The sequence below is a fragment of the Tenacibaculum retecalamus genome (assembly GCF_027941755.1).
Classification (GTDB): domain Bacteria; phylum Bacteroidota; class Bacteroidia; order Flavobacteriales; family Flavobacteriaceae; genus Polaribacter; species Polaribacter haliotis_B.
Map to the genome: position 1 here is coordinate 1,298,551 of NZ_CP115916.1, position 23,926 is coordinate 1,322,476.

17 protein-coding genes are annotated in these 23,926 nt (G+C 30.0%); 12 read left to right on the top strand and 5 right to left on the bottom strand.

Going from position 1 to position 23,926, the window contains the following annotated elements; translation table 11 throughout:
* Positions 1–20: 20 nt before the first annotated feature.
* Both ric and PG912_RS06275 read right to left on the bottom strand, forming a co-directional pair.
* Positions 21–740: an iron-sulfur cluster repair di-iron protein gene (gene ric, locus PG912_RS06270; protein ID WP_275688899.1), complete on the bottom strand. Its 720-nt coding sequence runs from the start codon at positions 738–740 to the stop codon at positions 21–23.
* Between the two features lie 4 nt (positions 741–744).
* Positions 745–1,980, bottom strand: a complete 1,236-nt coding sequence (locus PG912_RS06275; protein WP_275688900.1) for an alginate export family protein — start codon at positions 1,978–1,980, stop codon at positions 745–747.
* Positions 1,981–2,886: 906 nt separating this feature from the next.
* Here PG912_RS06275 and PG912_RS06280 point away from each other — a divergent pair.
* The 8 genes from PG912_RS06280 to PG912_RS06315 are packed head-to-tail and all read left to right on the top strand — an operon-like array spanning position 2,887 to position 8,365.
* Positions 2,887–4,281, top strand: a complete 1,395-nt coding sequence (locus tag PG912_RS06280) for an arginine decarboxylase (protein ID WP_275688901.1) — start codon at positions 2,887–2,889, stop codon at positions 4,279–4,281.
* Complete coding sequence (gene speB / locus PG912_RS06285; protein ID WP_275688902.1) at positions 4,274–5,215, top strand: agmatinase; 942 nt, start codon at positions 4,274–4,276, stop codon at positions 5,213–5,215. The genes PG912_RS06280 and speB overlap by 8 nt, the downstream gene beginning before the upstream one ends.
* Positions 5,216–5,218: 3 nt before the next feature.
* Entirely contained in the window at positions 5,219–5,995 is a 777-nt protein-coding gene (locus PG912_RS06290) for an RMD1 family protein (RefSeq protein WP_275688903.1), read from the top strand.
* An 11-nt stretch (positions 5,996–6,006) separates the two neighbouring features.
* Positions 6,007–6,984 (top strand): deoxyhypusine synthase family protein, encoded by a 978-nt coding sequence (locus PG912_RS06295; RefSeq protein WP_275688904.1) that lies wholly within the window; start codon positions 6,007–6,009, stop codon positions 6,982–6,984.
* A gap of 3 nt (positions 6,985–6,987) precedes the next feature.
* On the top strand, positions 6,988–7,239 hold the full coding sequence (locus PG912_RS06300) for a hypothetical protein (protein ID WP_275688905.1): 252 nt from the start codon (positions 6,988–6,990) through the stop codon (positions 7,237–7,239).
* A 6-nt stretch (positions 7,240–7,245) separates the two neighbouring features.
* On the top strand, positions 7,246–7,656 hold the full coding sequence (locus PG912_RS06305) for a VOC family protein (protein WP_275688906.1): 411 nt from the start codon (positions 7,246–7,248) through the stop codon (positions 7,654–7,656).
* Between the two features lie 23 nt (positions 7,657–7,679).
* Positions 7,680–7,940: a hypothetical protein gene (locus PG912_RS06310; protein ID WP_275688907.1), complete on the top strand. Its 261-nt coding sequence runs from the start codon at positions 7,680–7,682 to the stop codon at positions 7,938–7,940.
* A gap of 2 nt (positions 7,941–7,942) precedes the next feature.
* Positions 7,943–8,365 (top strand): VOC family protein, encoded by a 423-nt coding sequence (locus PG912_RS06315; protein ID WP_275688908.1) that lies wholly within the window; start codon positions 7,943–7,945, stop codon positions 8,363–8,365.
* 160 nt (positions 8,366–8,525) lie between these two features.
* Here PG912_RS06315 and mnmE read toward each other — a convergent pair whose 3' ends face one another.
* Positions 8,526–9,920: a tRNA uridine-5-carboxymethylaminomethyl(34) synthesis GTPase MnmE gene (gene mnmE / locus PG912_RS06320; RefSeq protein WP_275688909.1), complete on the bottom strand. Its 1,395-nt coding sequence runs from the start codon at positions 9,918–9,920 to the stop codon at positions 8,526–8,528.
* 374 nt (positions 9,921–10,294) lie between these two features.
* Between mnmE and PG912_RS06325 the strand changes: the two genes are divergently transcribed.
* The 4 genes from PG912_RS06325 to PG912_RS06340 are packed head-to-tail and all read left to right on the top strand — an operon-like array spanning position 10,295 to position 18,880.
* Positions 10,295–10,774, top strand: a complete 480-nt coding sequence (locus tag PG912_RS06325) for a hypothetical protein (protein WP_275688910.1) — start codon at positions 10,295–10,297, stop codon at positions 10,772–10,774.
* 33 nt (positions 10,775–10,807) lie between these two features.
* A complete protein-coding gene (locus tag PG912_RS06330; RefSeq protein ID WP_275688911.1) occupies positions 10,808–16,042 on the top strand; it encodes a gliding motility-associated C-terminal domain-containing protein in 5,235 nt (1,744 codons plus the stop codon).
* Between the two features lie 10 nt (positions 16,043–16,052).
* A complete protein-coding gene (locus tag PG912_RS06335) occupies positions 16,053–16,988 on the top strand; it encodes a PorP/SprF family type IX secretion system membrane protein (protein ID WP_275688912.1) in 936 nt (311 codons plus the stop codon).
* Between the two features lie 11 nt (positions 16,989–16,999).
* The gene (locus tag PG912_RS06340; protein ID WP_275688913.1) at positions 17,000–18,880 is read left to right on the top strand and encodes an OmpA family protein; all 1,881 of its coding nucleotides are present in this window, start codon (positions 17,000–17,002) and stop codon (positions 18,878–18,880) included.
* A 119-nt stretch (positions 18,881–18,999) separates the two neighbouring features.
* Here the strand turns inward: PG912_RS06340 and PG912_RS06345 are convergent, their stop codons facing one another.
* On the bottom strand, positions 19,000–19,806 hold the full coding sequence (locus PG912_RS06345; protein ID WP_275688914.1) for a helix-turn-helix domain-containing protein: 807 nt from the start codon (positions 19,804–19,806) through the stop codon (positions 19,000–19,002).
* Positions 19,807–20,224: 418 nt separating this feature from the next.
* On the bottom strand, positions 20,225–23,917 hold the full coding sequence (gene purL / locus PG912_RS06350) for a phosphoribosylformylglycinamidine synthase (RefSeq protein WP_275688915.1): 3,693 nt from the start codon (positions 23,915–23,917) through the stop codon (positions 20,225–20,227).
* Positions 23,918–23,926: the final 9 nt, after the last annotated feature.

Sequence of the window (23,926 nt, forward strand, 5' to 3'; positions counted from 1 at the left end):
GTGTAAATAATAAAAATGAATTATAGTAATTGTTTTTCTAAGGCAATAGCTTTCGGATGTAGAATATTGTTTTCGAGATGTATATGTTGGTGCAAATCTTGCTCAAATTCGTTTAATTTAGCATACAATGCTTTAAAAGTATTACAAGCTTCTGCAGGAGGCGTATAATTATTAGTTAACAATGCTATTTCTTTAAAAATATCACCAGCACTTTCGTGCTCTTGCTCCATCATTCTAATAGGATTATTTACAGTTCCAAATGGAGCAGTAACGGCTTTATTTCCTGTCTTTTTTGTATTAACCAATTGTTTAATATAAGGAAATAAGACTTGTTCTTCTTTTTGCATGTGTGATAGTAACTCGTTGGCTACCTCATGAAAAAGTTGATTAATTTTTACAACTTCGGTATAATGATGCCCGTGAACTTTCGCTACTTTATTTGCGTATTCAGAAATTAAAGGCAAACTTTCTTTTACATAACCATGGTGTACGTTCTCAATATAAATCATTAAAAAATCTAACTCCCATTTATTATAATCTTCAATAACATCTTTTACTGCATCTACAGCTTCAAGTTCTTTTTCAAGTATTGCTACATCAACATTTTTTTTAGCACAAGCTTCGGCAACTGTAATGTTACCTCCACAGCAAAAATCGATTCCGTGTTTTTTAAAAACGTGTGCAGTTTTAATATTTTCAGCTACATAATTTGCTACTGTTTTTTCGTTTTCTAATACCATAATTTTATTTTTTAGAGGTAAATAAAGTAGGGTTAATGGTAACCATTACCCAGCCCCAGTTGTTTGTGTTATTGTCAGATATTCCTTTTAAAGCTTCCATTCCTTCTGAAGCAAACATTTGCGAATATCCTGCTTTAAAGCCTATGTTTTTGGTGTAATTGTATGCGTAAACTAAATCTAACTCAGTACCTAATTGTTTAGATACGGTTGCGTTTATATCTGCAGCAGCAGAAAAACTATGTACAAAAGCTGTTAAACTAGATTTTGTATTTAATTTAAAATTTGCTTTTGCATATATATCTAGTAAACCAACATTATTACCGTGATTACCTACGTAGAAATAATCCATAAAACCATTAAATTTGTGATTTGTTCCATAAAAAGGAGTAAAAGCATTGTTTTTTCCTGTAGTACTATTATAATCGTTACCACTTTGTAATTCTGTACCTAAACCAACTTTTGTTTTATCAGTTACCTTGTAATTTACTTCTAAACCTACTAAATAAGCACTTAAATCATTATTAGCAACATCGTTTCCAAATTGATAATATAAGTTTGCTACTAATTGTAAATTATTTTGTTTTGCTTTTAAATGCGTACCAATTGTTTGGCTGTATTTAAGTCCATCAGTAGATTGTAAACCGTTGTTTAAGAATAAAAAACTACCAGAAAAATTACTCCATTCATTATGAAGCCAAATATATTGTAAAGCTTTGTAAGTGTTTGGAGTTGTTAAATTTGTTCCTGTTAAGTTTTCTTTAGATTGATTAAAAGCTAATCCTAAATCGGCTTTAAAACTTCCTTTTTTGTACCTAAATAATGCCAAGTCATGGCTGCGAGCTTGTTGAGCCCAACCTACATTACCAAATATTCTACTATCATCATAAATAATTTCTTGACGCCCTAGTTTTAAAGAATAATTTGCATCTAAAAGTATTTCTGCCCAAGCTTGATGCAAACTTAATCCGTTATTATCTGCGCTATTTAATTGCGGAACATCTCCCCAAATTCTAACATCCTGAATACTCACATAAAAATTGAGTTTCTCAATTGATTGTGAGAAGTTTAAACGAGTTCTTTGTGAGGTAAATAAAGCGGCATTAGCATTGTTAGGAAACAATGTTTTATAACCATGCCTATATTCTACACGTGGGCGAATTTCTGCATCTATTTTTAACTGTGAGTATGTTAGTGTTGTTGTTATAATTAATATGAAACTAAGAAATTTGTTTGTTATCATAATCTTTTATTTTAGATTGTCTGAACAAATTTCAGTAGAAAGAGTGGTATAAAAAATGATAAAGATCATGTTCTATAAATCGATGTAATAAATAAGAAAGAGAGAAGGATTAAAATCCTTCTCTCTAAAAAAATCAACCGTTATTTAATATTATTTTAGTTAGTGATACCTATATTATAAGTATCCATACACTTACCATTAACAATCCGATTAGCTCTTAATTTACTATTGAGTAATTAAATTTATTATTATAATGAGTACCTAAAATTTTAGGTTAGAAAAAAACTTATTTTGAGTGCTTTGTAGAATTTGAAATAGATTAAATGAAAGGTAAAGTTAATCTACTTTCCGATACAATATGTGATTTTTCCATATTCTATTGGGCTTGTAGCAATTTAGGTGTACTAAAGCTGTACACTTTACTTTTCTTTTAGCTATTGTTTAGTGGATAAATTTACAACTATTTTTTTAGTTTTAATTTGTAACTCTATTTTTTTAATATATTTTCTGCTAAATAATTACATTTAAAGATGTATTAATGAAGGTGTTTCTTTTAAACCATAGTTAAGGATTATTCTTTCTTTTGTTTGATTTTTATTAAATATTTTATCAGATAAAAAAAATATTAAAAAAAAGTTTACATTTGAAATACTTATGAGTAGGTTAAATGTTAAGTTTTACTTATTTCGTTTCCAACTTTTTATGGAAGTTTAAAAGTTGTGAAGTGCTTCAGAAGCACAACGAAAAAATTACGATTACTTCCTTTTTGTTAAATACATTACAAAATCTTCGATTAAGGGGAGTTTACCTAGAATTACGAGTTTAGCTCATTATTTCTTTAGGATTATAAAAACCTAGCTATTAGATAGCGGACAGGTTTAAGTTTATAATTTTTATTGAAATAAAATGAATACTAAATACAAAGATTTAATAGAACAAACCTTTGATTTTCCTCAGGAGGAATTTCAGACTAAAGAGAACAACCTATTGTTTCATGATATAGACTTGATACAATTGGTTGAAAAATACGGTACACCCTTAAAATTTACTTATTTACCCAAAATTTCAGAAAATATTAATCGAGCTAAAGGTTGGTTTAATAAAGCTATTTCGAAATTCAATTATGAAGGAACATATCATTATTCATACTGTACAAAAAGCTCTCATTTTAAATATGTGCTTGAAGAAGCATTAAGAAATGATGTGCACATTGAAACTTCATCTGCATTTGATATTGATATTGTAAAATCATTAAAAAAAGAAGGTAAATTAAGTAATGAATCTTACGTGCTATGTAATGGCTTTAAACGAGACCAGTATATAGCAAATATTGTAAGTTTAATTGATGGAGGGCATACAAATTGCATTCCTATCATAGATAATTATGAGGAGCTTGATTTGATTTTAAGTGAGACTAAAAGTAAATTTAAAGTAGGAATACGGATAGCATCAGAAGAAGAACCAAAATTCGAGTTTTACACGAGTAGATTAGGTATTGGCTACAAAAACATCGTTTCTTTTTATGAACGTGAAATAGCAAACAATCCTCAGGTTGAACTTAAGATGTTACATTTTTTTATCAATACAGGTATTAAAGACAATGCTTATTATTGGAATGAACTTTTAAAATGTATAAGCGTATATATCAAATTAAAAAAGATATGCCCAATATTAGATAGCTTAAACATTGGAGGAGGTTTTCCAATTAAAAATTCATTAGCATTTGATTATGACTATAATTATATGGTTGAAGAAATAATCAGTCAAATAAAAACAGCATGCGATGAAGCAGAAGTAAATGTACCAAATATTTTTACAGAATTTGGGTCTTTTACTGTAGGTGAAGCGGGTGGGGCTATTTATGAGATTTTATATCAAAAAAAACAAAATGACCGTGAAAAATGGAATATGATAAATTCGTCTTTCATTACTACGCTTCCAGATTCTTGGGCTATTAATAAGCGATTTATAATGCTTCCCATTAATAAATGGGATAATGAGTATGAGAGGGTATTATTAGGTGGTTTAACTTGTGATAGTGATGATTATTATAATTCAGAACAGCATACTAACGCAATTTATTTACCCATATACGAAAAAGAAAAACCCTTATATGTTGGTTTTTTTAATACAGGAGCATATCAAGAAACTATAGGTGGGTTTGGAGGTTTACAGCATTGCCTCATACCAACACCCAAACATATTTTAATTGATAGAGACGATAATTGGGAAATAACAACACAATTATTTAAAGAACAACAAAAAAGCGAAGAATTACTTTCAATTTTAGGATATGAATAATAAAAGAACATACGCAGGAATCCCGGAACAATACGCAAAATTAGAAACTGCTAAAGTGGTATTAATTCCTGTGCCTTATGATGGTACGAGTACATGGCAAAAAGGTGCAGATAAAGGACCTAAAGCTTTTTTAGATGCTTCAGAAAATATGGAACTATATGATATAGAAACTGAAAGTGAAGTGTATAAAGAGGGGATTTATTTAGCTGATGCTGTTACAGAAAACACTTCTCCAGAAGCAATGGTTGATGCTGTGCATTCAATTACCAAAAAATATATCAATAAAAATAAGTTTGTAACACTTTTTGGAGGTGAGCACTCAATTTCTATAGGAACTATTAGAGCATTTGATGAATGCTTTAACAACTTAACTGTTTTACATATTGATGCACATGCAGATTTACGTAAAGAATATGAGGGTTCTATCTACAACCATGCTTGTGCCGTTTATGAAGCCAATGAAAACACCAATTTAGTACAAGTAGGTATTCGTAGTATGGATATTTCTGAAACTCGTGTAATGAATAAAGATAAAGTCTTTTTTGCGCACGATATGGCTGTAAATGAATACTGGATGGATGATGTGATTGATCAACTTACAGGTAATGTTTTTATAACTTTTGATTTAGATGCAATTGATCCGTCATTATTACCATCTACAGGTACACCAGAACCAGGAGGTTTGTTTTATTATGAAACGTTAGAATTCTTGAAAAAAGTATTTACAGAACGTAATGTTGTTGGTTTTGATATAGTTGAGTTGTGCCCAAATCCACAAGAAAAATCATCAGACTTTTTAGCAGCAAAACTGTATTACAAAATGTTAGGTTATAAATTTTCTTCTAAAATGGAAGATGAGGAAGACTATTCTGAGGATAAAAAATCACCGTTAAATAAGCTTTCAAAATTTAAAGAAAGCGATGATGATTATTAAGAAATGAATTTATTAGCAAAAGCATATCATCTTGAAATTAGAATTTTACTTAGTGAAATCCGAAAAGATTTTGAAAAGTATAAATTAATAAAAAGAGAACATTCTTTTTTATTATATAAAGTTAATGAACAATCATACATATATGTTAAAGAATATGGTAGTGTTGTTTTTATCAATGTAAATGAAAAACTAATTAATAGTACACTTAGTTTATTTTTAAATGAAAAAAAAGCGATTTCAAGCTTACCGTCTGAAGAGTATACTATAACATTTTTAAATGAAATAGAAGTTGATTTCGGAACTATTCAATTAAAAGAATTAAACGATGATGTAGCTCATATTATTATGCTAAATCTAGCACAGTCTGTGGCTTTAATGAATTATGTAAATAAAGTCTCTGAGTTGCATGATAAAACTATGGTGTATTCAAAACAACTAGAAAAAACAGGGAATTTTAAGCTGTCAAAAGTTCAAATGAGAAAATTTATTGGTAAAACAATGAACTTTAAAAACAATATAGCAGAGAACCTTTTTGTTTTTGATACGCCTGATGTAGCGTGGAATAATAAAGACTTGTCAGCACTAGATTATAAGTTAAAAGATGAATTAGATATTATAAAACGTCATCAAGGAATAGAAAATAGTTTAAATGTAATAAAAGAAAATTTAGATTTATTTAATGATATACTGCAACATAGGTATAGTAGTATGCTTGAATGGATTATAATAATATTAATCCTTTTTGAAATAATACAAGTTATAGTTGAAAAATTTATTTAAGAACAAAAATGATGAACACAAATAGAAAACCAATTTCTGAATTTATAGAAAAGTATTTTTTACACTTTAATGCAGCTTCATTAGTAGATGCAGCAAAAGGGTATGAAACGCAATTAGAACAAGGGGCTAAAATGTTAGTTTCATTAGCAGGAGCAATGAGTACGGCAGAAATAGGAAAGATTTTTGCAGGAATTATTCGTCAAGATAAAGTACATATTATATCATGTACAGGCGCAAATCTTGAAGAAGATATTATGAATTTAGTAGCGCATTCCCATTACAAACGTGTGCCAAACTACAGAGATTTAACCCCGCAAGACGAATGGGATTTATTGTTAAAAGGATTGAATCGTGTTACAGATACTTGTATTCCAGAAGAGGAAGCATTTAGGCGTCTTCAAAAACATATTTATAGAATATGGAAAGACGCAGAAGATGATGGAGAAAGATATTTTCCGCATGAATTTATGTATAAATTATTATTATCAGGAGTATTAGAAGAATATTATGAAATAGACATAAAAGATTCTTGGATGTATGCAGCTGCTGAAAAAAACTTACCAATGGTTGTTCCAGGATGGGAAGATAGTACAATGGGAAATATTTTCGCTTCCTATGTTTTGAAAGGAGATTTAAAAGCTTCAACAATGAAATCAGGAATAGAATACATGACTTTTCTAGCTGATTGGTATACAGATAATTCTGAAGATGGAATTGGTTTCTTTCAAATAGGTGGTGGGATTGCTGGCGATTTTCCAATATGTGTAGTGCCAATGCTATATCAAGATATGGAAAGAACAGATACTCCGTTTTGGAGTTATTTCTGTCAAATTTCAGACTCTACAACCAGTTATGGTTCTTATTCAGGAGCAGTTCCAAATGAAAAAATAACATGGGGGAAATTAGATATTGACACCCCAAAATATATTATAGAAAGTGATGCTACTATAGTTGTACCACTAATATTCGCTTATCTTTTAAACATGTAAATTATGAAAAGAGTAATTGTAGATTACAACAAGTTGACTACTGATATCTTGGATTTATTAGTAGAAAAGTTTCCTGACGGTTATGAATATGATGATATTGTTTCTTTCCAAAACTCAAATGGCAATAGTGTTAGTGCTGTTGAAGTAAGAACAGAAGACACTATTTATTTAGTTAAAATTAGTTTTAAACTAGAAAGAACAATGGAAGATTATTTTTTAGATGATGAAGATACTCTTGACATGATAAATGATTAAAAATAAATGGATAGGACATTTCATATTTCTTTGCCTTGTAAAAACTTGGAGAAAACAGTTTCTTATTATAAAAATGAATTAGGCTTAACTATTGGACGAAATACAGCTAATTGGGCAGATATAAATTTGTTTGGTAATCAAATCACTTTTGTTGTTGTAAACGAGTTTAAGTTTGATTTTCCAACCTATTTTTTAGAAAAAGAAAGTTTACCGTCATTTCACTTTGGTATTGTACTTAACAGTGATGAATGGGATGAAGTTTATGATAAAATTAATAAATGGTCTATAGAAACAGTTATCAAAAGAGTTTTTTTTAAAGATAAAAATGGAGAGCAGCACTCTTTTTTTGTCAAAGACCCTAATGGGTATTACATAGAGTTTAAAACCTTTAAAGAGCATGATGAAATTTTCATGTAGTTATTAATAAAAAAAATAGGATTATGAATTATTATAGTACTAAGCAGAACATTACTATTATTGGAACTTTTCTAGGTTTCATAAACGGTACATATACTTTTCATTTAGAAAATAATGATATTATTGATTTTGACGAAATCAACATGAAAATTTTTGAAGAATTCGATTTAAAGTCTGCATCATTAAAAAACAAAATTTTTGAAATTACTTATTCAGAAAATTTTGATGATATAGATGATGAGGATATTGTAGTATTAAAATTAGAGCAACTTAAATTCGTGTAATTATGATAACTAAATTTCATTTATCCCTTCCTTGTAAAGATATTGAAGTAACTAAGAAATTTTACTTAGAAGTTTTAGAAGCAAAATTAGGAAGGAATACCAATAATTGGATTGATATTAACTTATTTGAAAATCAAATAACATTTACCCAATCTGGAGAATTTAAGTTCGAGTTCAATAATTATAGATTAGGAGAGAGTATATTACCTTCTTTTCACTTTGGAGTTATTGTTAGTATTGAGCATTTTGGTGAATTATATAGTAGGTTATTAAAATTAAATATAGGCACTACAATTAAAACTACATTTATGAAAGATAAAATTGGAGAGCACTTGTCTTTTTTTGTCAAAGACCCGAATAACTATATGATAGAGTTTAAATGTTTTAAAGAAGTTAACGAGACCTTTAAGGATATAGAAAAATAACAGATAGGTAATTTTTATTAAAAAAATCATTTGAAATTAAACCCAATTATTTTGATTGGGTTTAATTATTTTAAAAATAGAAATACTTCTTCCTTTACTTGCCTTTTCTAGGCTAAAAGCAAACAAAGTACTATCAAAGGAAGCTAAAAGCAAACAAAATCTATTTGCCGATACAAAAGTTTCCAAAAATATGCCCAAGTATATCTTTATCTACATCATATTCACCTGTAATATTTCCTAGATGACGTAAACATTCTCGAATATCAATTGAAAATAAATCGGTAGAAATTTCTAAATCGATTCCTTGTTGCACAGAAGTGATAGCAGTTAAAGCATTATTTAAAGCCTCGAAATGACGAGAGTTGGTTACAATCGTTTCATTATTACTCAAAGCTCCTGTATTTACTAAAGAAGTTAGCTCGGTTTTTAACTCGTCGATTCCCGTTTTTTGTTTTGCAGAAAGTAAAATTAAATGATCAATTTCTGATTGTAAAATAGCAGAATCATGACAAGATAAGGTGTCAATTTTATTAGCAATAACTAATAAACGTTTGTTAGGAAAACGAGTTTGTATCGTTTTTATTTCTCGTAAAAATTCTTCACTAGAATGAGAAAATTTATTAGAATCGATTAAAAAAATAATCAATTGTGCATTTTCTGCTTTTTCATAGGCTTTTTTAATTCCGATATTCTCAACAACATCCTCAGTTTCTCTAATTCCTGCAGTATCTATAAAACGAAAAGCAACTCCGTCTATAATTAATTCGTCTTCAATAGCATCACGGGTAGTACCAGCAATATCCGATACAATTGCTTTTTCTTCGTTTAGAAGAGTGTTTAATAAAGTTGATTTTCCAACATTTGGTTCCCCAATAATGGCAACAGGAATTCCGTTTTTCATGGCATTTCCAAAAGCAAAAGAATCAATTAATCGCTTTAAAACAAAAGTGATTTTTGCAACTAATTCTTTAAACTTGGTTCTATCAGCAAACTCAACATCTTCACCAGAAAAATCTAATTCTAGTTCAATTAAAGCAGCAAAGTCTAATAGTTGAGTACGTAATTCTTTTAACTCGTTGGTAATTCCGCCACGCATTTGTTGAATAGCCATTTGATGACTTGCAGCAGAATTAGATGCAATTACATCGGCCACAGCTTCCGCTTGCGATAAATCCATTTTTCCGTTTAAAAAAGCACGCATGGTAAACTCACCATTATCAGCCATTCTACAGCCATTTTTTAAAAATAACTGAATGATTTCTTGTTGAATAAAAACAGAACCATGACACGAAATTTCTACCACATTTTCGCCAGTATAAGAACGTGGATTTTTAAAAACAGAGACTAAAACTTCATCTAAAATAGTTGTATTATCAACAATATGCCCTAAATGAATGGTGTGTGTGTTTTGATTCAATAATGATTTTTTATTGGTTACAGATTTAAAAAAACTATCGACAATAGTAATAGCATTTTCTCCTGAAAGTCTAATAACAGCAATAGCTCCAACACCAGATGGAGTTGCCATAGCAATAATTGTATCGTTTTGAATCATGCTACAAAATTACCGATAAACAATTAAAATATATCATTTTGATTACAGTTATTTTTTTCCTGTAAACCTTAGGGGAAAATACCCTTTTCTTTAAATCTTGTTTTTTAGAACTAAAAATATATCCTACATTTGATATATCCGTTTTAAAGATCTTAAAAATGGTAACCTCTTATAATTAATACTTCAACCCAATTAGTATTAATTTTTATCCTCCTTAAAATTAAAAAAAGAATACCCTAAGTGTTATATCATATTTTTTATGATACAAATAGTTTACCCTTACAACTATATTTCCCTTTTATCCCTGTTATTGATCCCTGCTTTATAGCTAAAGTTATAAAGGTTTACATCTTAAATAAATAAAATGCGTAAATATGGAACAGAAAATTACTCTAGCAATCAGTTTTCTTTTTTTTAATGTTTTTTTAATGAGTTCTCAGAGTCAAGTAGAAATTTCATTATTAAAATATAGTGAAGCACCGAATTCAAAAAAAGAACAAATACACAAAATTCAAATTAAGAATACCAGTAATGAAACAGCTTTATACAATATAGTTGTTTCTAATTCTTTGTGTAAAAATCAAAAAAACATAGAAACAGCATTAGAATATTCGCTATTTGATGAGAACATGCTATCTATTAAAAACGTTATTAGTATAGCCTCAAATAGTAAAAAAACACTTCACATAAAAATAACGAAACCTTATAACGCTAAATTAGATAGTTGGAATTGCTCTCAAATTGAGGTTTATAAAAACCAATCATCTTCCTTTAAAAATAGCTCAGCCAAGACTTCTTCTTCAGTTAAGTTAACTCTAAAAACATTTATACCAAATACCAAGAACTATAACTAAGCAATTACAAATGCTTATTAAACTCTTTTAATTATGAAAAAAATTACTCACTTAATTTTATTTTCTGTAGGCTTGGTGTTTCTTTTTAATATTGGAAATATTAGTGCTCAGGAAAAAGCAACTTTTAAACCTCGTTTTTCAGAAGCCGTAAACGGTAATGTAACGATGATTGCAAATAATGTACTATCAAGGCATAAATCAGATAGTTATAATGGATCAGCAGGAAATCACGATTTTACGAATAATGTTTTTGTTGATATTGATAATGAAAATACATTTAATTCTAGTAATGCAGAATTTATAAATCCAGAACCATCATTAGCTTGTTTAGGTATTAAAAAAGCCTATTTATATTGGGCTGCTGCTGATATGGAAGAAACGGATGTAAATGATGAACCAAATTGGAATTATAATCAAGTTAAAATAAAACTTCCAGGCGAAGTAAGTTATCAAACGATTACTGCGGATCAAGTTATTTACAGAGGAAGAACCGAACATTTTGTAAACGATCCTTATGTTTGTTTTAAAGATATAACGAATCAGGTAAGTTCATTAAATTCAGCATACGGAATCTATCAAGTAGCAAATGTTAAAGCTAAAAAAGGCGGTTTAACATCTCATGGAGGGGGTAATACAGGAACTTCAGGAGGATGGCAAATTGTTTTTATATATGAAAGCCCAGTGCTACCAGCTAAGAATATTTCATTATTTGATGGTTATGGTCATATGACAAAAGCCTTAGGTGAATTAACAATATCATTTACGGGTTTTACAACCTTACCAGGAAACCAACAAGTAAATGCAGATATTGTAATTGGGGCTTTAGAAGGTGATAGAGATTTGTCTGGTGATAAATTACAAATTCAAAAAGTTAATAACAGTTGGGAAAATTTATCTTATACTAATAGTTCAAACCAAGTAATAAGAAGTGTTGACAATTTTTTTAATAGTAAGATAACGAAAAACGGAAATAATTTTACAAACAGATATCCATCAAGTGAAAATACATTAGGTTTTGATGCTGATGTATTTCCTTTAAGTAACCCTAATAATAGTGTTATAGGTAACAATCAACAATCTGCTAAAATAAAACTAATATCAAATCAAGAAACTTATGGGTTATTTTTAATAGGACTTTCTGTTGATGTTTGGAAACCAGATTTAGCACCTTTAGTTTTATCAAGTACTCCTGCTAATGGAGCTTCTGTTAATGTAGGTAGTTTGGTAAACATGTCTTTTCAAATTAAAAATAATGGAAATGATAACGTTAAAGATTTAGTTACAACTGTTGATATTCCTGAAGAAGTAGATTTAATGGAACCTATAATAAATTTACCATCGGATGTTTCTTATAATTATAATTCAACAACAAGAAAATTAACGTTTACTTCTTTGAACGGAATTACAGATGTAGGAGATCAAGCATATACTATAAATTATCAAGTAAAAGTAAAAGAACAATGTTATTTTTTAGAAGCCAAATGTTCTGAGGAGTTTCAGTTGCAAATGCTAGCAACTTATAAGGGAATAAAGAATACAAATACACAAACAACAAAAAGTTCAAGCACTACGATTAACTGTGGAATTGGAGATGAAAAACCTGTAACTATTAAAATTAACCGTCCAGCAGAAGCAAATTGGGTTACAGTAGTAAATTCATTAGATAGAAAAATATCATGTGATGATACAGGCGAATTAGAAGCGGCTCAATTATTAAAACCAACGTTAAGTTGTGATTTAATAATGACTAAAGTCTCAGGAGACTTTATTGAATCTAATAATTGTCCTACTATTGGAACTTATACTAATACTTGGGTATTTACAGATATTTGTGGACGAAAAAGCAATGAGTTTGTTCAAGTGATTACCATTGAAGACAAGAAAGTACCAACAATTACTTGTCCTATAGTATCAACTAATTATAATGTAGATGAAAACTCATGTGCTTATGAAGGTACATTTATTGCGGCAGCGACTGATACTTGTAGTGAAGCAACAATAGTATATAAAGTTAATGGAGTCCCAATTAGTTTTCCATATAGTTTTCCAGTAGGAACAACAATTGTTACAGCAATAGCTAAAGATGATTGTAATAACACATCAGAAGCATGTAGTTTCGAAGTAGTTGTAATTGATAATATCAAACCAGAAATAACGTGTCCAACAGTAGCATTGAGTTATAATGTAGATGTAAACGAATGTGATTACACAGCAACTTTTGAAGCCACAGCGACAGATAATTGTACGACCATTTCAAGTTATGTATATAGTATTGATGGGAATGAGATTAGTTTTCCATATGATTTTCCAGTAGGAACAACAACAGTAAGTGTTGTGGCGATGGATAATAACAATAACACATCAGAAGCATGTAGTTTCGAAGTAGTTGTAATTGATAATATCAAACCAGAAATAACGTGTCCAATAGTAGCATCGAGTTATAATGTAGATGTAAACGAATGTGATTACACAGCAACTTTTGAAGCCACAGCGACAGATAACTGTACGACCATTTCAAGTTATGTATATAGTATTGATGGGAATGAGATTGGTTTTCCATATGATTTTCCAGTAGGAACAACAACAGTAAGTGTTGTAGCGATGGATAATAACAACAACACATCAGAAGCATGTAGTTTCGAAGTAGTTGTGATTGATAATATCAAACCAGAAATAACGTGTCCAACAGTAGCATCGAGTTATAATGTAGATGTAAACGAATGTGATTACACAGCAACTTTTGAAACCACAGCGACAGATAATTGTACGACCATTACAAGTTATGTATATAGTATTGATGGGAATGAGATTGGTTTTCCATATGATTTTCCAGTAGGAACAACAACAGTAGGTGTTGTAGCGATGGATAATAACAACAACACATCAGAAGCATGTAGTTTCGAAGTAGTTGTGATTGATAATGCACCTCCGGTAATAGATGAAACCACTAAAGAAAATTTAGATATTGAATGTGGAGTAGGAAATACTGTATTGACATTAGAAGCATGGTTAACAAATAATGCTGGTGCTACCGCCACAGACAATTGTGGATTGGTAACATGGGATAATAACTACGGAGAAGATACCTCAGTTAAATGTGATGGTAATTATATTATTGTAAGTTTTACAGCAACTGATATTAATGGATTAAGTTCAACAATAACAGCAGGTTATTTAATTAAAGATGAAACTGGATCAACAATAACAAATCAACCAATAAATGAAACAGTTGAATGTGATGGAGCAGGTAATATTGATGCATTAAATGCGTGGTTAGATAATAATGGAGGGGCAACAGCAACTGATGACTGTAGTGTTGTAACATGGAGTAATGACTATACTGAGTTAATTTATAGCTGTAGTTTTATAGGGGAAGTAGAAGTGATTTTTACAGCTACAGATGCTTGTGGAAATGAAACAGCTACTGAAGCAAGGAAATTTATAATAAAAGATACTGCAGCACCGGTTTTTGTAGGTACTTTACCAACAAACACTACCGTAAGCTGTGATGCGATTCCAGAAGCAGTTATTTTAACGGCAACGAATAATTGCAGTATTTCATCAGATTTAGAAGTAAACTATACAGAAGAAATCACAGGACAAGACGACGAATGTGTATCAGAATATATGATTACACGAACTTGGTCGGTATCAGATTGTGCAGGAAATAATGAAAGTTATGTTCAGCAAATTACTGTGGAAGATACCGCAGCACCGGTTTTCGTTGAGAGTTTACCAACAAATATTACCGTAAGCTGTGACGCGATACCAGAAGCAGTTATTTTAACGGCAACGAATAATTGCAGTATTTCATCAGATTTAGAAGTAAACTATACAGAAGAAATCACAGGACAAGACGACGAATGTGTATCAGAATATATGATTACACGAACTTGGTCGGTATCAGATTGTGCAGGAAATAATGAAAGTTATGTTCAGCAAATTACTGTGGAAGATAACGAGGCACCGGTTTTCGTTGAGAGCTTACCAATAAACACTACCGTAAGCTGTGACGCGATTCCAGAAGCAGTTATTTTAACGGCAACGGATAATTGCAGTATTTCATCAGATTTAGAAGTAAACTATACAGAAGAAATCACAGGACAAGACGACGAATGTGCATCAGAATATATGATTACACGAACTTGGTCGGTATCAGATTGTGCAGGAAATAATGAAAGTTATGTTCAGCAAATTACTGTGGAAGATAACGAGGCACCGGTTTTCGTTGAGAGCTTACCAATAAACACTACCGTAAGCTGTGACGCGATTCCAGAAGCAGTTATTTTAACGGCAACGGATAATTGCAGTATTTCATCAGATTTAGAAATAAATTATACGGAAGAAATTACAGGACAAGATGATGAATGTGCATCAGAATATATGATTACACGAACTTGGTCAGTATCAGATTGTGCAGGAAACAATGAAAGTTATGTTCAACAAATTACTGTGGAAGATAACGAGGCACCTGAGTTAGTTTCAGAATTAGAAGATATTGATATTGAATGTGACGCGATTCCTGAAATTCCAACTTTAGAGTTTACAGATAATTGCTCAACTACTGTAACACAAATAAATTTTGAAGAAGAAAATACTTTTGATGGAACAGATAATGATTATCAAATTATAAGAATATGGACAGTTAGTGATGATTGTGGAAATGTTGCTGATTTTACTCAAACTATAAGTGTAACAATAAAAACAAACGTAACTGAAGTTGCTGATTCAAAATGTATTGATGATGGTGAGGTTGATTTAAATGATTATTTAACTGATAATACTGAAGATGATGGTGTGTGGGAAGTTACTACAGGAAATGTATCCTTATCAACAGATGCCACATTCGATCCATCAAATATTGCCTTAGGTGATTATGTATTTACATATACTGTTTCTAGCCAAGGTTGTTTATCAGCAATAAAAGTAACGATAAACATTAACGATGATTGTATCGTTTTACCTTGTGGTTTAGAAGATGTTAAAATATCAAAAGCAGTAACACCAAACGGAGATTCATGGAACGAGTTTTTTGAAGTAACAGGAGTTGAATCTTGTGGATTTATAACAAATGTAAAAATATTTAACCGTTGGGGAGCCAGAGTTTTCAAGTCGAATAACTATGCTAATAATTGGAGTGGTATTTCAGATGGGTCAACATTTGGAGGCGCAAAAAGATTACCAGCAGGAACTTACTATTACATTGTAATATTAGAAAATAGTGGTTTAAAACCATTTACAGGAGCAATTTATTTAGGAACCAAATAATATATAAGCTATGAAACATAATTACAAACTGTATACAATTATTGTATTGTTTTTTATCTCGGTATTTAATGTTGAAGGACAACAATTACCTCAGTTTACTCAATATATGTATAATACAATTTCAGTAAACCCAGCGTATGCAGGAAGCAGACAAGTACTAAGTATGGTTGGAATACATAGAAGTCAATGGGCAGGTTTTGGAAAAGGTCCCGAAACACAAACATTATCCATTCATACCCCACTTAGAAATGATAAAATGGGGATAGGATTATCGTTTATAAATGATCAGCTAGGATATGAAAAATTCACTTATTTATATGGAGATTTTTCTTATACAATTCAACTTAATGATGAAATAAAATTAGCTTTTGGATTAAAGGCAGGTTTTACGCAATATAACTTAGACGATGAATTATTAGCAGCTGAAGGTTCTGATCCCGGAATTAGCGGAATTAAAAAGAGGTGGGAACCAAACATAGGTGCCGGAATGTTTTTACATACTGATAAATGGTATGTAGGGTTATCAGCACCAAGATTATTAAATATTGATCATAACGATTTATCCATAGGAGGAGTTGATTATGGTGTTATTGATAAAGTAAGTTACTATTTAACAGGAGGATATGTTTTTGATTTAAGTGATACGGTAAAATTTAAACCCGCAACTTTAATTAAAGGTACAAATGGAGCGCCTTTATCGTATGATATTACAGCAAATTTTCTTTTTAATGAAAAATTTTGGGTTGGTGGATCTTATAGAGTTAATGAATATACATCAGCTTTAGGAGCTTTGGTAGATTTTCAAGTTTCTAAACAGTTTCGTATCGGGTATGCTTATGAATATCCTTTATCGGATATTAATCAATTTTCTAGTGGAACCCATGAAATTTTATTAATGTATGAATTGATTAAAGCAAATAGAGTAAAATCTCCTAGATACTTTTAAAAACTATAGATATGAAGACAAAAATTACATTTTTAATATTAGTTTTTTCATTTTTTTACTCTTTCTCACAAAAAAGAGTTGCCGACAAATTCTTTAAAAAATATGCTTATGTAAAAGCAGCTGAATTTTATGAAACAGCAGTAAAAAAAGGAGATAGTACTACGTACACTTTAACACGACTGGCAGATTGTTATTATAATAATTCTAATTCAGATAAAGCAATTAAATGGTATAGTTTAGCAGCCAAAAGCAATGAAGGTTTAAGTAACGAAAGCATTTATAAATATGCCCAATCTTTACGAAGTTCAGAAGAATATGAAAAAGCAGATGAATGGTTAAGTAAGTTAACTAATAAAAGCAGGGCAATAAATGTTGATTATGAAAAATTAAAAACATTAAATAAAGACTCTATAAAAATAACAAATTTAAAAATTAATACTAAAAACTCTGATTTTGGATCTTATGTACATAATCAAAAATTTGTATTCGCTTCGGCGAAAAATAAAAAAGGGAAAATTTATGAATGGAACAACGAACCTTACCTAGATTTATATGAAGCAACAATTATAGATTATGGAGAGTCTAAAGAAATTGAAAACGTTATTCCACTAAGTTCATCAAAAATAAATACTAGTTTTCATGAATCAAGTATCGCAATTACTAATGATGGAAAAACAATGTACTTTACTCGAAATAATTTAAATAAAAGAGAAAAGTTAGATTACGATAGGGAGGGAACTTCTCATTTAAAAATATTTAAGGCAACTTTAGTTAATAATGAATGGAGCAATATTAAAGAACTTCCATTTAATGATGAGATTTATTCAAATGGTCATCCGGCTTTAAGTCCAGATAATAAAATATTATATTTTACATCTAATAGACCAGATGGTTATGGTTTAACTGATATTTATAAAGTAGCAATTCTATCCAATGAATCTTATGGAGAACCTATAAATATGGGAGAAAAGATTAATTCAGAAGGAAGGGAAATGTTTCCGTTTGTGTCAAAAGATTATACATTTTATTTTTCATCAGACGGACATGAAAATTTAGGGTTATTAGATATTTTTAAATCAGATTTATTAAAAAATAACTCATCAGAAGTAATAAATATGGGGGCTCCTTTTAATAGCGGTTATGATGACTTTTCTTTTTTTATGAATAAAGATACAAAAACAGGTTATTTTTCTTCAAATAGACCAGGAGGTAAAGGACATGATGATATTTATGGTTTTGAGGCTTATAAATGTAAACAATTTATAAAAGGTAAAACTTTTGATGCAAAAACCAATCAAATTTTAGTAACTACCTTAGTAGAGTTAATAAATGAAGAAGGAAAAGTTATAGAAACTAGTATTACCGAAACAGATGGAACGTATATTTTTGAAGTTGAATGTGATAAAAAGTATACGGTAAGAGGTTCTAAAAAAGATTATAAGGATGATTTTAAAGAAATAGAAACCACTAGTGTTAGAAAAAAGGAAATTGAACAAGATTTATATTTAACACCATTAATTATTGATAATGAAATAGTAATTAGCCCAATATTTTTTGATTTTGATAAATCTAATATAAGAATAGATGCTGCATTTGAATTAGAAAACATTGTTAGTGTGCTTAGAAATCACCCTAAAATGGAAATTAAAATTGAAGCCCATACAGATAGTAGAGGTGTAGATGCTTACAATGAAATTTTATCAGATAAGAGAGCGAAATCAACAAGAGATTATATTTTATCTAGAAATATTGATGCCTCAAGAATACAAAGTGCTATTGGTTTTGGAGAAAAGCAATTAGTTAATAAATGTACAAACGATATTCCTTGTACAGAAAAAGAACATCAAGAAAACAGACGATCAAAATTTATTATACTAAATGATTATAAATAAAAAAAGAGCGTGGAATTAACCTCGCTCTTTAATTTCTTCATACTATACTTCCCCCAAAGTCTAGCATAAAGCCAATATATAAATATTTTATAACTTAAAATTGTAAATAATCGTAATTTTTATTTATTCAAATATTCTTCTAAAAGAGGATAATCTTCTTTGAAGAATTTTTTAGGAGTTTGATTCATGAAAAATTTAAAGTCTTTAATGAAATGAGATTTATCATAATAATTAAACATATAAATAAGGTCTGTTAAGCCAATTTTTTTTGATTGATATTTTTGCATTAAATTCATAAAACGATATTGTCTTATAAATTTACCAGGAGTTAAACCTATAATTTTTTTAAATTTAATTTCTAATGATTTCTGACTAAAAGGTAAAGTATTAAGTAAATCAGTTACTTGTATTAAACCGTCTTTTTTAAATATTAAATCAATAGCTTTATCTATTTCCGTAACATCGTCATTGATTGTTATTTTTAAGGTATCAAAGAAATTTATTATTTTTTCTTCAAAAACAGGTAGGTCATTTTTATATTTCAAAAAGATAGCTTCTAATTCATTTGCTATTTCTGAATTAATGTTTTTCATTAAAAAATGCTCATTGGTTAATAAAGATATATCAATATTAAAAATTTTATATAAAGATGTTGGATGTAAAACAATGCCAATATTATGAGCTTTATCATTTGAAAAAAAATTATAAGTACCATAGTATTGAGCAGTAATTACAAGACCTCTAATAGGTGTTTTTTTGTTTTTAAATGTTATTTCTTGCGTTTTGCTAAGAATATTTGTGAATGCAGGAAAACCAAGAGGAAGAATAATAGATTCAAAAGGTAAAATATTTTCTGAAAGTTTCAAACTATATAGATGTGCTATTAAACCTCTATGATCTTTTTTATCGATAAAATTATAATCCATTTTCTTAGTTTAATTAATTTAATTGGAGATATCTTAGTTCTCTTTTTTGGAGGAAAGGTAAATTTTTAATTTAATATTTTTTTTCTAAAAGCTCTTTAATCAAGTTTTTTTCAAATATTATGGATGTTCCTGAGCATGATATTATATCTTAACCCAACAACAAATGATTTTATATAAAAGGGGTGGTAAATACAAGAGTTTTTAGTGTTTATGATGTCTTAGGAAGAATAATATTAGAAAACCAAAAAGTAAATACGAATCAATTTATGTAAGTAGTTAGTAGGTGTTTATTTTGTAAAATTTAATGTAAATAACGGTTCAAATATTAAAAAATTAGTAATTAAGTAACTATTATTTTTAATAAAAAAACCTCGTTTTAAATATTTAAAACGAGGCTTTTTTTATTATACATTCTTAACTATTTATTCTCAATCCAAAGTTTAGCATTAACAAAAGCTTCTAACCAAGGTGAAACTTCATCTTTTCTATTTGATGGATAATTAGCCCAATTCCACTGAAAAGTAGAACGCTCAATATGTGGCATAGTAACTAAATGTCTTCCTGATTTATCAGATAACATTGCTGTGTTAAAATCAGAACCATTTGGGTTATTAGGATATCCGTCATAACCATATTTGGCTACAATATTGTAATTTTCTTCAGATTCTGGTAAGTTGAACTTTCCTTCTCCATGAGAAATCCAAACACCCAATTCTGTTCCTGCTAAAGATGCTAGCATAACCGAATTGTTTTCTTGAATTTTAACTGATGTAAAAGAACTTTCGTGCTTTTTAGAATCGTTATGCACTAATTTACCGTGTACTTTATGATCTGGATTTATTAAATCTAATTCCATCCATAATTGTGCTCCATTACAAATTCCTACCGATAAAGTATCTTTACGTTTAAAGAAATTCTTTAAAGCAGTATTTGCTTTTTCGTTGTATTTAAAAGCTCCAGCCCAACCTTTAGCAGAACCTAAAACATCAGAATTAGAAAAACCACCAACGGCTCCAATAAACTGAATATCTTCCAACGTTTCACGACCTGAAATTAAATCGGTCATATGAACATCTTTCACATCAAAACCAGCTAAATACATGGCGTTTGCCATTTCGCGTTCAGAATTAGACCCTTTTTCACGGATAATAGCTGCTTTTGGACGAGAAGATTGCTTCGTTTTACAAGCAATGACATCTGCTAGTTTACCTGTAAAATGAGTAGGGAAGGAGTATTGTAAAGGTTGCTTTTTGTAGTTGTCAAAACGGTTTTTCGCTAAACCATTTGCAGTTTGTCTTTGATCTAATAAATAAGATGTTTTATACCAAACATCTCTCATTTTAGTAACATCAAAAGAGAAGTTGTCTTCATTATTTTTAATAGTTACTTTTCCTGAATTATTAGCAGTACCAATAGTAAAGAACTCAATGTTATTTTCTGATAAAATAGGTTCTACTGAAACATCAGCTTGAAAAATAATTCCGCTATTTTCAGAGAACAATACTTTAATAGAATCTTCTTCATTTAAAGCAGAAATATTAAAATCGGCACCCAAATTAACATCAGCAAAACACATTTCTAATAAAGTAGTAATCAATCCACCAGAAGCAACATCGTGACCTGCAGAAATTTTATCAGCTTTAATTAAATCTTGAATCGTATTAAAAGTATTTTTTACAAAAGCTGAATTTTTAACATCCGGAGCTTCATTACCAATCGTATTTAAAACTTGGTTGAAAGAGCTTCCTCCTAATTTAAATTTATCTTGAGAAATATTGATATAATAGATATTTTCTCCATTTTGTTGTAAAACAGGCTCAACAACTTTAGTTATTTCACTACAGTTACCGGCAGCAGAAATAATAACAGTTCCGGGAGAAATTACTTCTCCGTCTTTATACTTCTGTTTCATTGATAAAGAATCTTTTCCTGTAGGAACATTGATTCCTAAATCAATAGAAAACTCTGAAATTGCTTTAACGGCTTTATATAATCGTGCATCTTCACCTTCATTTTTACAAGGCCACATCCAATTTGCTGATAAAGAAACCGAAGCTAAATTATCTTTTAAAGGTGCCCAAATCAGATTGGTTAAAGATTCGGTAATAGAGTTTCTACTTCCTGCTTCTGGGTGAATTAAACCCGAAATAGGCGAGTGGCCAATAGAAGTTGCAACGCCTTCTTTTCCTTTATAATCTAGTGCCATAACACCTACATTATTTAACGGAATTTGTAACGGACCAACACATTGTTGTTTGGCTACTTTACCACCAACACAACGATCTACTTTGTTGGTTAGCCAATCTTTACAAGCTACGGCCTCAAGCTGTAAAACTTGTTCTAAATAGATTTGTAAATTTTTAGTTTTATATCTTGAATTCTTGTAATTTCTTACAATTGTTTTATCGGTTAAAACAGTTTTAGGAGAAGATCCAAACATATCTTCTAAAGCTAAATCCATTGGTTTTTCACCAGTAGTTTCAGACTCAAAAGTAAAACGATCGTTTCCTGTAACTTCTCCAACAGTATATATAGGAGAACGCTCACGTTCTGCAATTTTCTGTAAAGTATCTATATGTTTTTCAGCAATTACTAATCCCATACGTTCTTGAGATTCGTTTCCGATAATTTCTTTTGCTGATAAAGTAGGATCTCCAACTGGTAATTTATCTAGATTGATTTTACCACCAGTATCTTCTACTAATTCAGATAAACAATTTAAATGTCCACCTGCACCATGATCATGAATAGAAACAATAAAATTCTCTTCACTTTCTACCATTCCACGAACAGCATTTGCTGCACGTTTTTGCATTTCTGGATTAGATCGCTGTACTGCGTTTAATTCGATTCCTGAAGCAAATTCACCAGTATCAGCCGATGAAACCGCAGCTCCACCCATACCGATTCTGTAATTTTCACCACCAAGGATGACTATTTTATCACCTTCTTGTGGCGTATCTTTTATTGCTTGATCAGCTTTACCATAACCAATACCACCAGCTTGCATAATCACTTTATCAAAACCTAATTTTCTTGGTTTTGCATCACTAGAAGCAGCATTTTCTTCATGCTCGAAAGTTAATACAGAGCCTGTAATTAATGGTTGCCCGAATTTATTACCAAAATCAGATGCTCCATTAGAAGCTTTTATTAAAATATCCATCGGAGTTTGGTACAACCAATCTCTAGCTTCAAATTTATTTTCCCAATATCTATTTTCTTCCAATCTAGAATAAGAAGTCATATAAACTGCAGTACCCGCTAAAGGTAAAGAGCCTTTTCCTCCTGCCAATCTATCTCTAATTTCTCCTCCAGAACCTGTTGCAGCGCCATTAAAAGGCTCAACCGTTGTAGGAAAATTGTGTGTTTCTGCTTTTATTGAAATTACAGAATCAAATTCTTTTGTTTCGTAAAAATCTGGTTTGTCTGCTGTTTTTGGTGCAAACTGCTCAACTTTAGGACCTTTTACAAAAGCAACATTATCTTTATATGCCGAAACAATATCGTTAGGAAATTGTTTTGATGTTTCTTTTATTAATTTGAATAGGGAAGTAGGCATTTCTTCGCCATCTATAACAAAAGTTCCGTTAAATATTTTATGACGACAGTGTTCTGAGTTTACTTGAGAGAATCCAAAAACTTCAGAATCGGTTAATTTTCTACCTATTTTAGTAGCAACACTTTCTAAATATTCAACTTCTTCATTGCTTAAAGCTAAACCTTCTTGTTGATTATAAGCCGCAATGTCTTCAATATTTAAAATAGGTTCTGGCTGAATATCAATCGTAAAAATATCTTGATTTAAACCGTTATATTTTTGAGAAATCATTGGGTCGAAATCTGAAAAATCTTCTAAAATTACTTCAAATTCTTCTATTCTGATGATATCAGAAATACCCATGTTTTGTGTTATTTCTACAGCATTGGTACTCCATGGTGTAATCATAGCAGCACGTGCACCAACAAAAAAGACGTCGAGAGACGTCGTGTTTATTTTAGATTGGTTGCCAAATAACCAGGTAAGTTTTGAAATAGTTTCTGTAGATAATTCTTTTGTTGTTTGAACAGTAAATATTTTACTGTTTACGTTTCCGAAGAAATGAATCATTATGTTGCT

What these genes read in the sequence shown, in the direction of transcription:
- PG912_RS06335 (WP_275688912.1), top strand. Translation starts at nt 16,053, where the DNA reads ATGAAACATAATTACAAACTGTATACAATTATTGTATTGTTTTTTATC.
- PG912_RS06305 (WP_275688906.1), top strand. Translation starts at nt 7,246, where the DNA reads ATGGATAGGACATTTCATATTTCTTTGCCTTGTAAAAACTTGGAGAAA.
- purL (WP_275688915.1), bottom strand. Translation starts at nt 23,917, where the DNA reads ATGATTCATTTCTTCGGAAACGTAAACAGTAAAATATTTACTGTTCAA.
- PG912_RS06280 (WP_275688901.1), top strand. Translation starts at nt 2,887, where the DNA reads ATGAATACTAAATACAAAGATTTAATAGAACAAACCTTTGATTTTCCT.
- ric (WP_275688899.1), bottom strand. Translation starts at nt 740, where the DNA reads ATGGTATTAGAAAACGAAAAAACAGTAGCAAATTATGTAGCTGAAAAT.
- PG912_RS06315 (WP_275688908.1), top strand. Translation starts at nt 7,943, where the DNA reads ATGATAACTAAATTTCATTTATCCCTTCCTTGTAAAGATATTGAAGTA.
- PG912_RS06290 (WP_275688903.1), top strand. Translation starts at nt 5,219, where the DNA reads ATGAATTTATTAGCAAAAGCATATCATCTTGAAATTAGAATTTTACTT.
- speB (WP_275688902.1), top strand. Translation starts at nt 4,274, where the DNA reads ATGAATAATAAAAGAACATACGCAGGAATCCCGGAACAATACGCAAAA.
- PG912_RS06300 (WP_275688905.1), top strand. Translation starts at nt 6,988, where the DNA reads ATGAAAAGAGTAATTGTAGATTACAACAAGTTGACTACTGATATCTTG.
- PG912_RS06310 (WP_275688907.1), top strand. Translation starts at nt 7,680, where the DNA reads ATGAATTATTATAGTACTAAGCAGAACATTACTATTATTGGAACTTTT.
- PG912_RS06325 (WP_275688910.1), top strand. Translation starts at nt 10,295, where the DNA reads ATGGAACAGAAAATTACTCTAGCAATCAGTTTTCTTTTTTTTAATGTT.
- PG912_RS06340 (WP_275688913.1), top strand. Translation starts at nt 17,000, where the DNA reads ATGAAGACAAAAATTACATTTTTAATATTAGTTTTTTCATTTTTTTAC.
- mnmE (WP_275688909.1), bottom strand. Translation starts at nt 9,920, where the DNA reads ATGATTCAAAACGATACAATTATTGCTATGGCAACTCCATCTGGTGTT.
- PG912_RS06345 (WP_275688914.1), bottom strand. Translation starts at nt 19,806, where the DNA reads ATGGATTATAATTTTATCGATAAAAAAGATCATAGAGGTTTAATAGCA.
- PG912_RS06295 (WP_275688904.1), top strand. Translation starts at nt 6,007, where the DNA reads ATGAACACAAATAGAAAACCAATTTCTGAATTTATAGAAAAGTATTTT.
- PG912_RS06330 (WP_275688911.1), top strand. Translation starts at nt 10,808, where the DNA reads ATGAAAAAAATTACTCACTTAATTTTATTTTCTGTAGGCTTGGTGTTT.
- PG912_RS06275 (WP_275688900.1), bottom strand. Translation starts at nt 1,980, where the DNA reads ATGATAACAAACAAATTTCTTAGTTTCATATTAATTATAACAACAACA.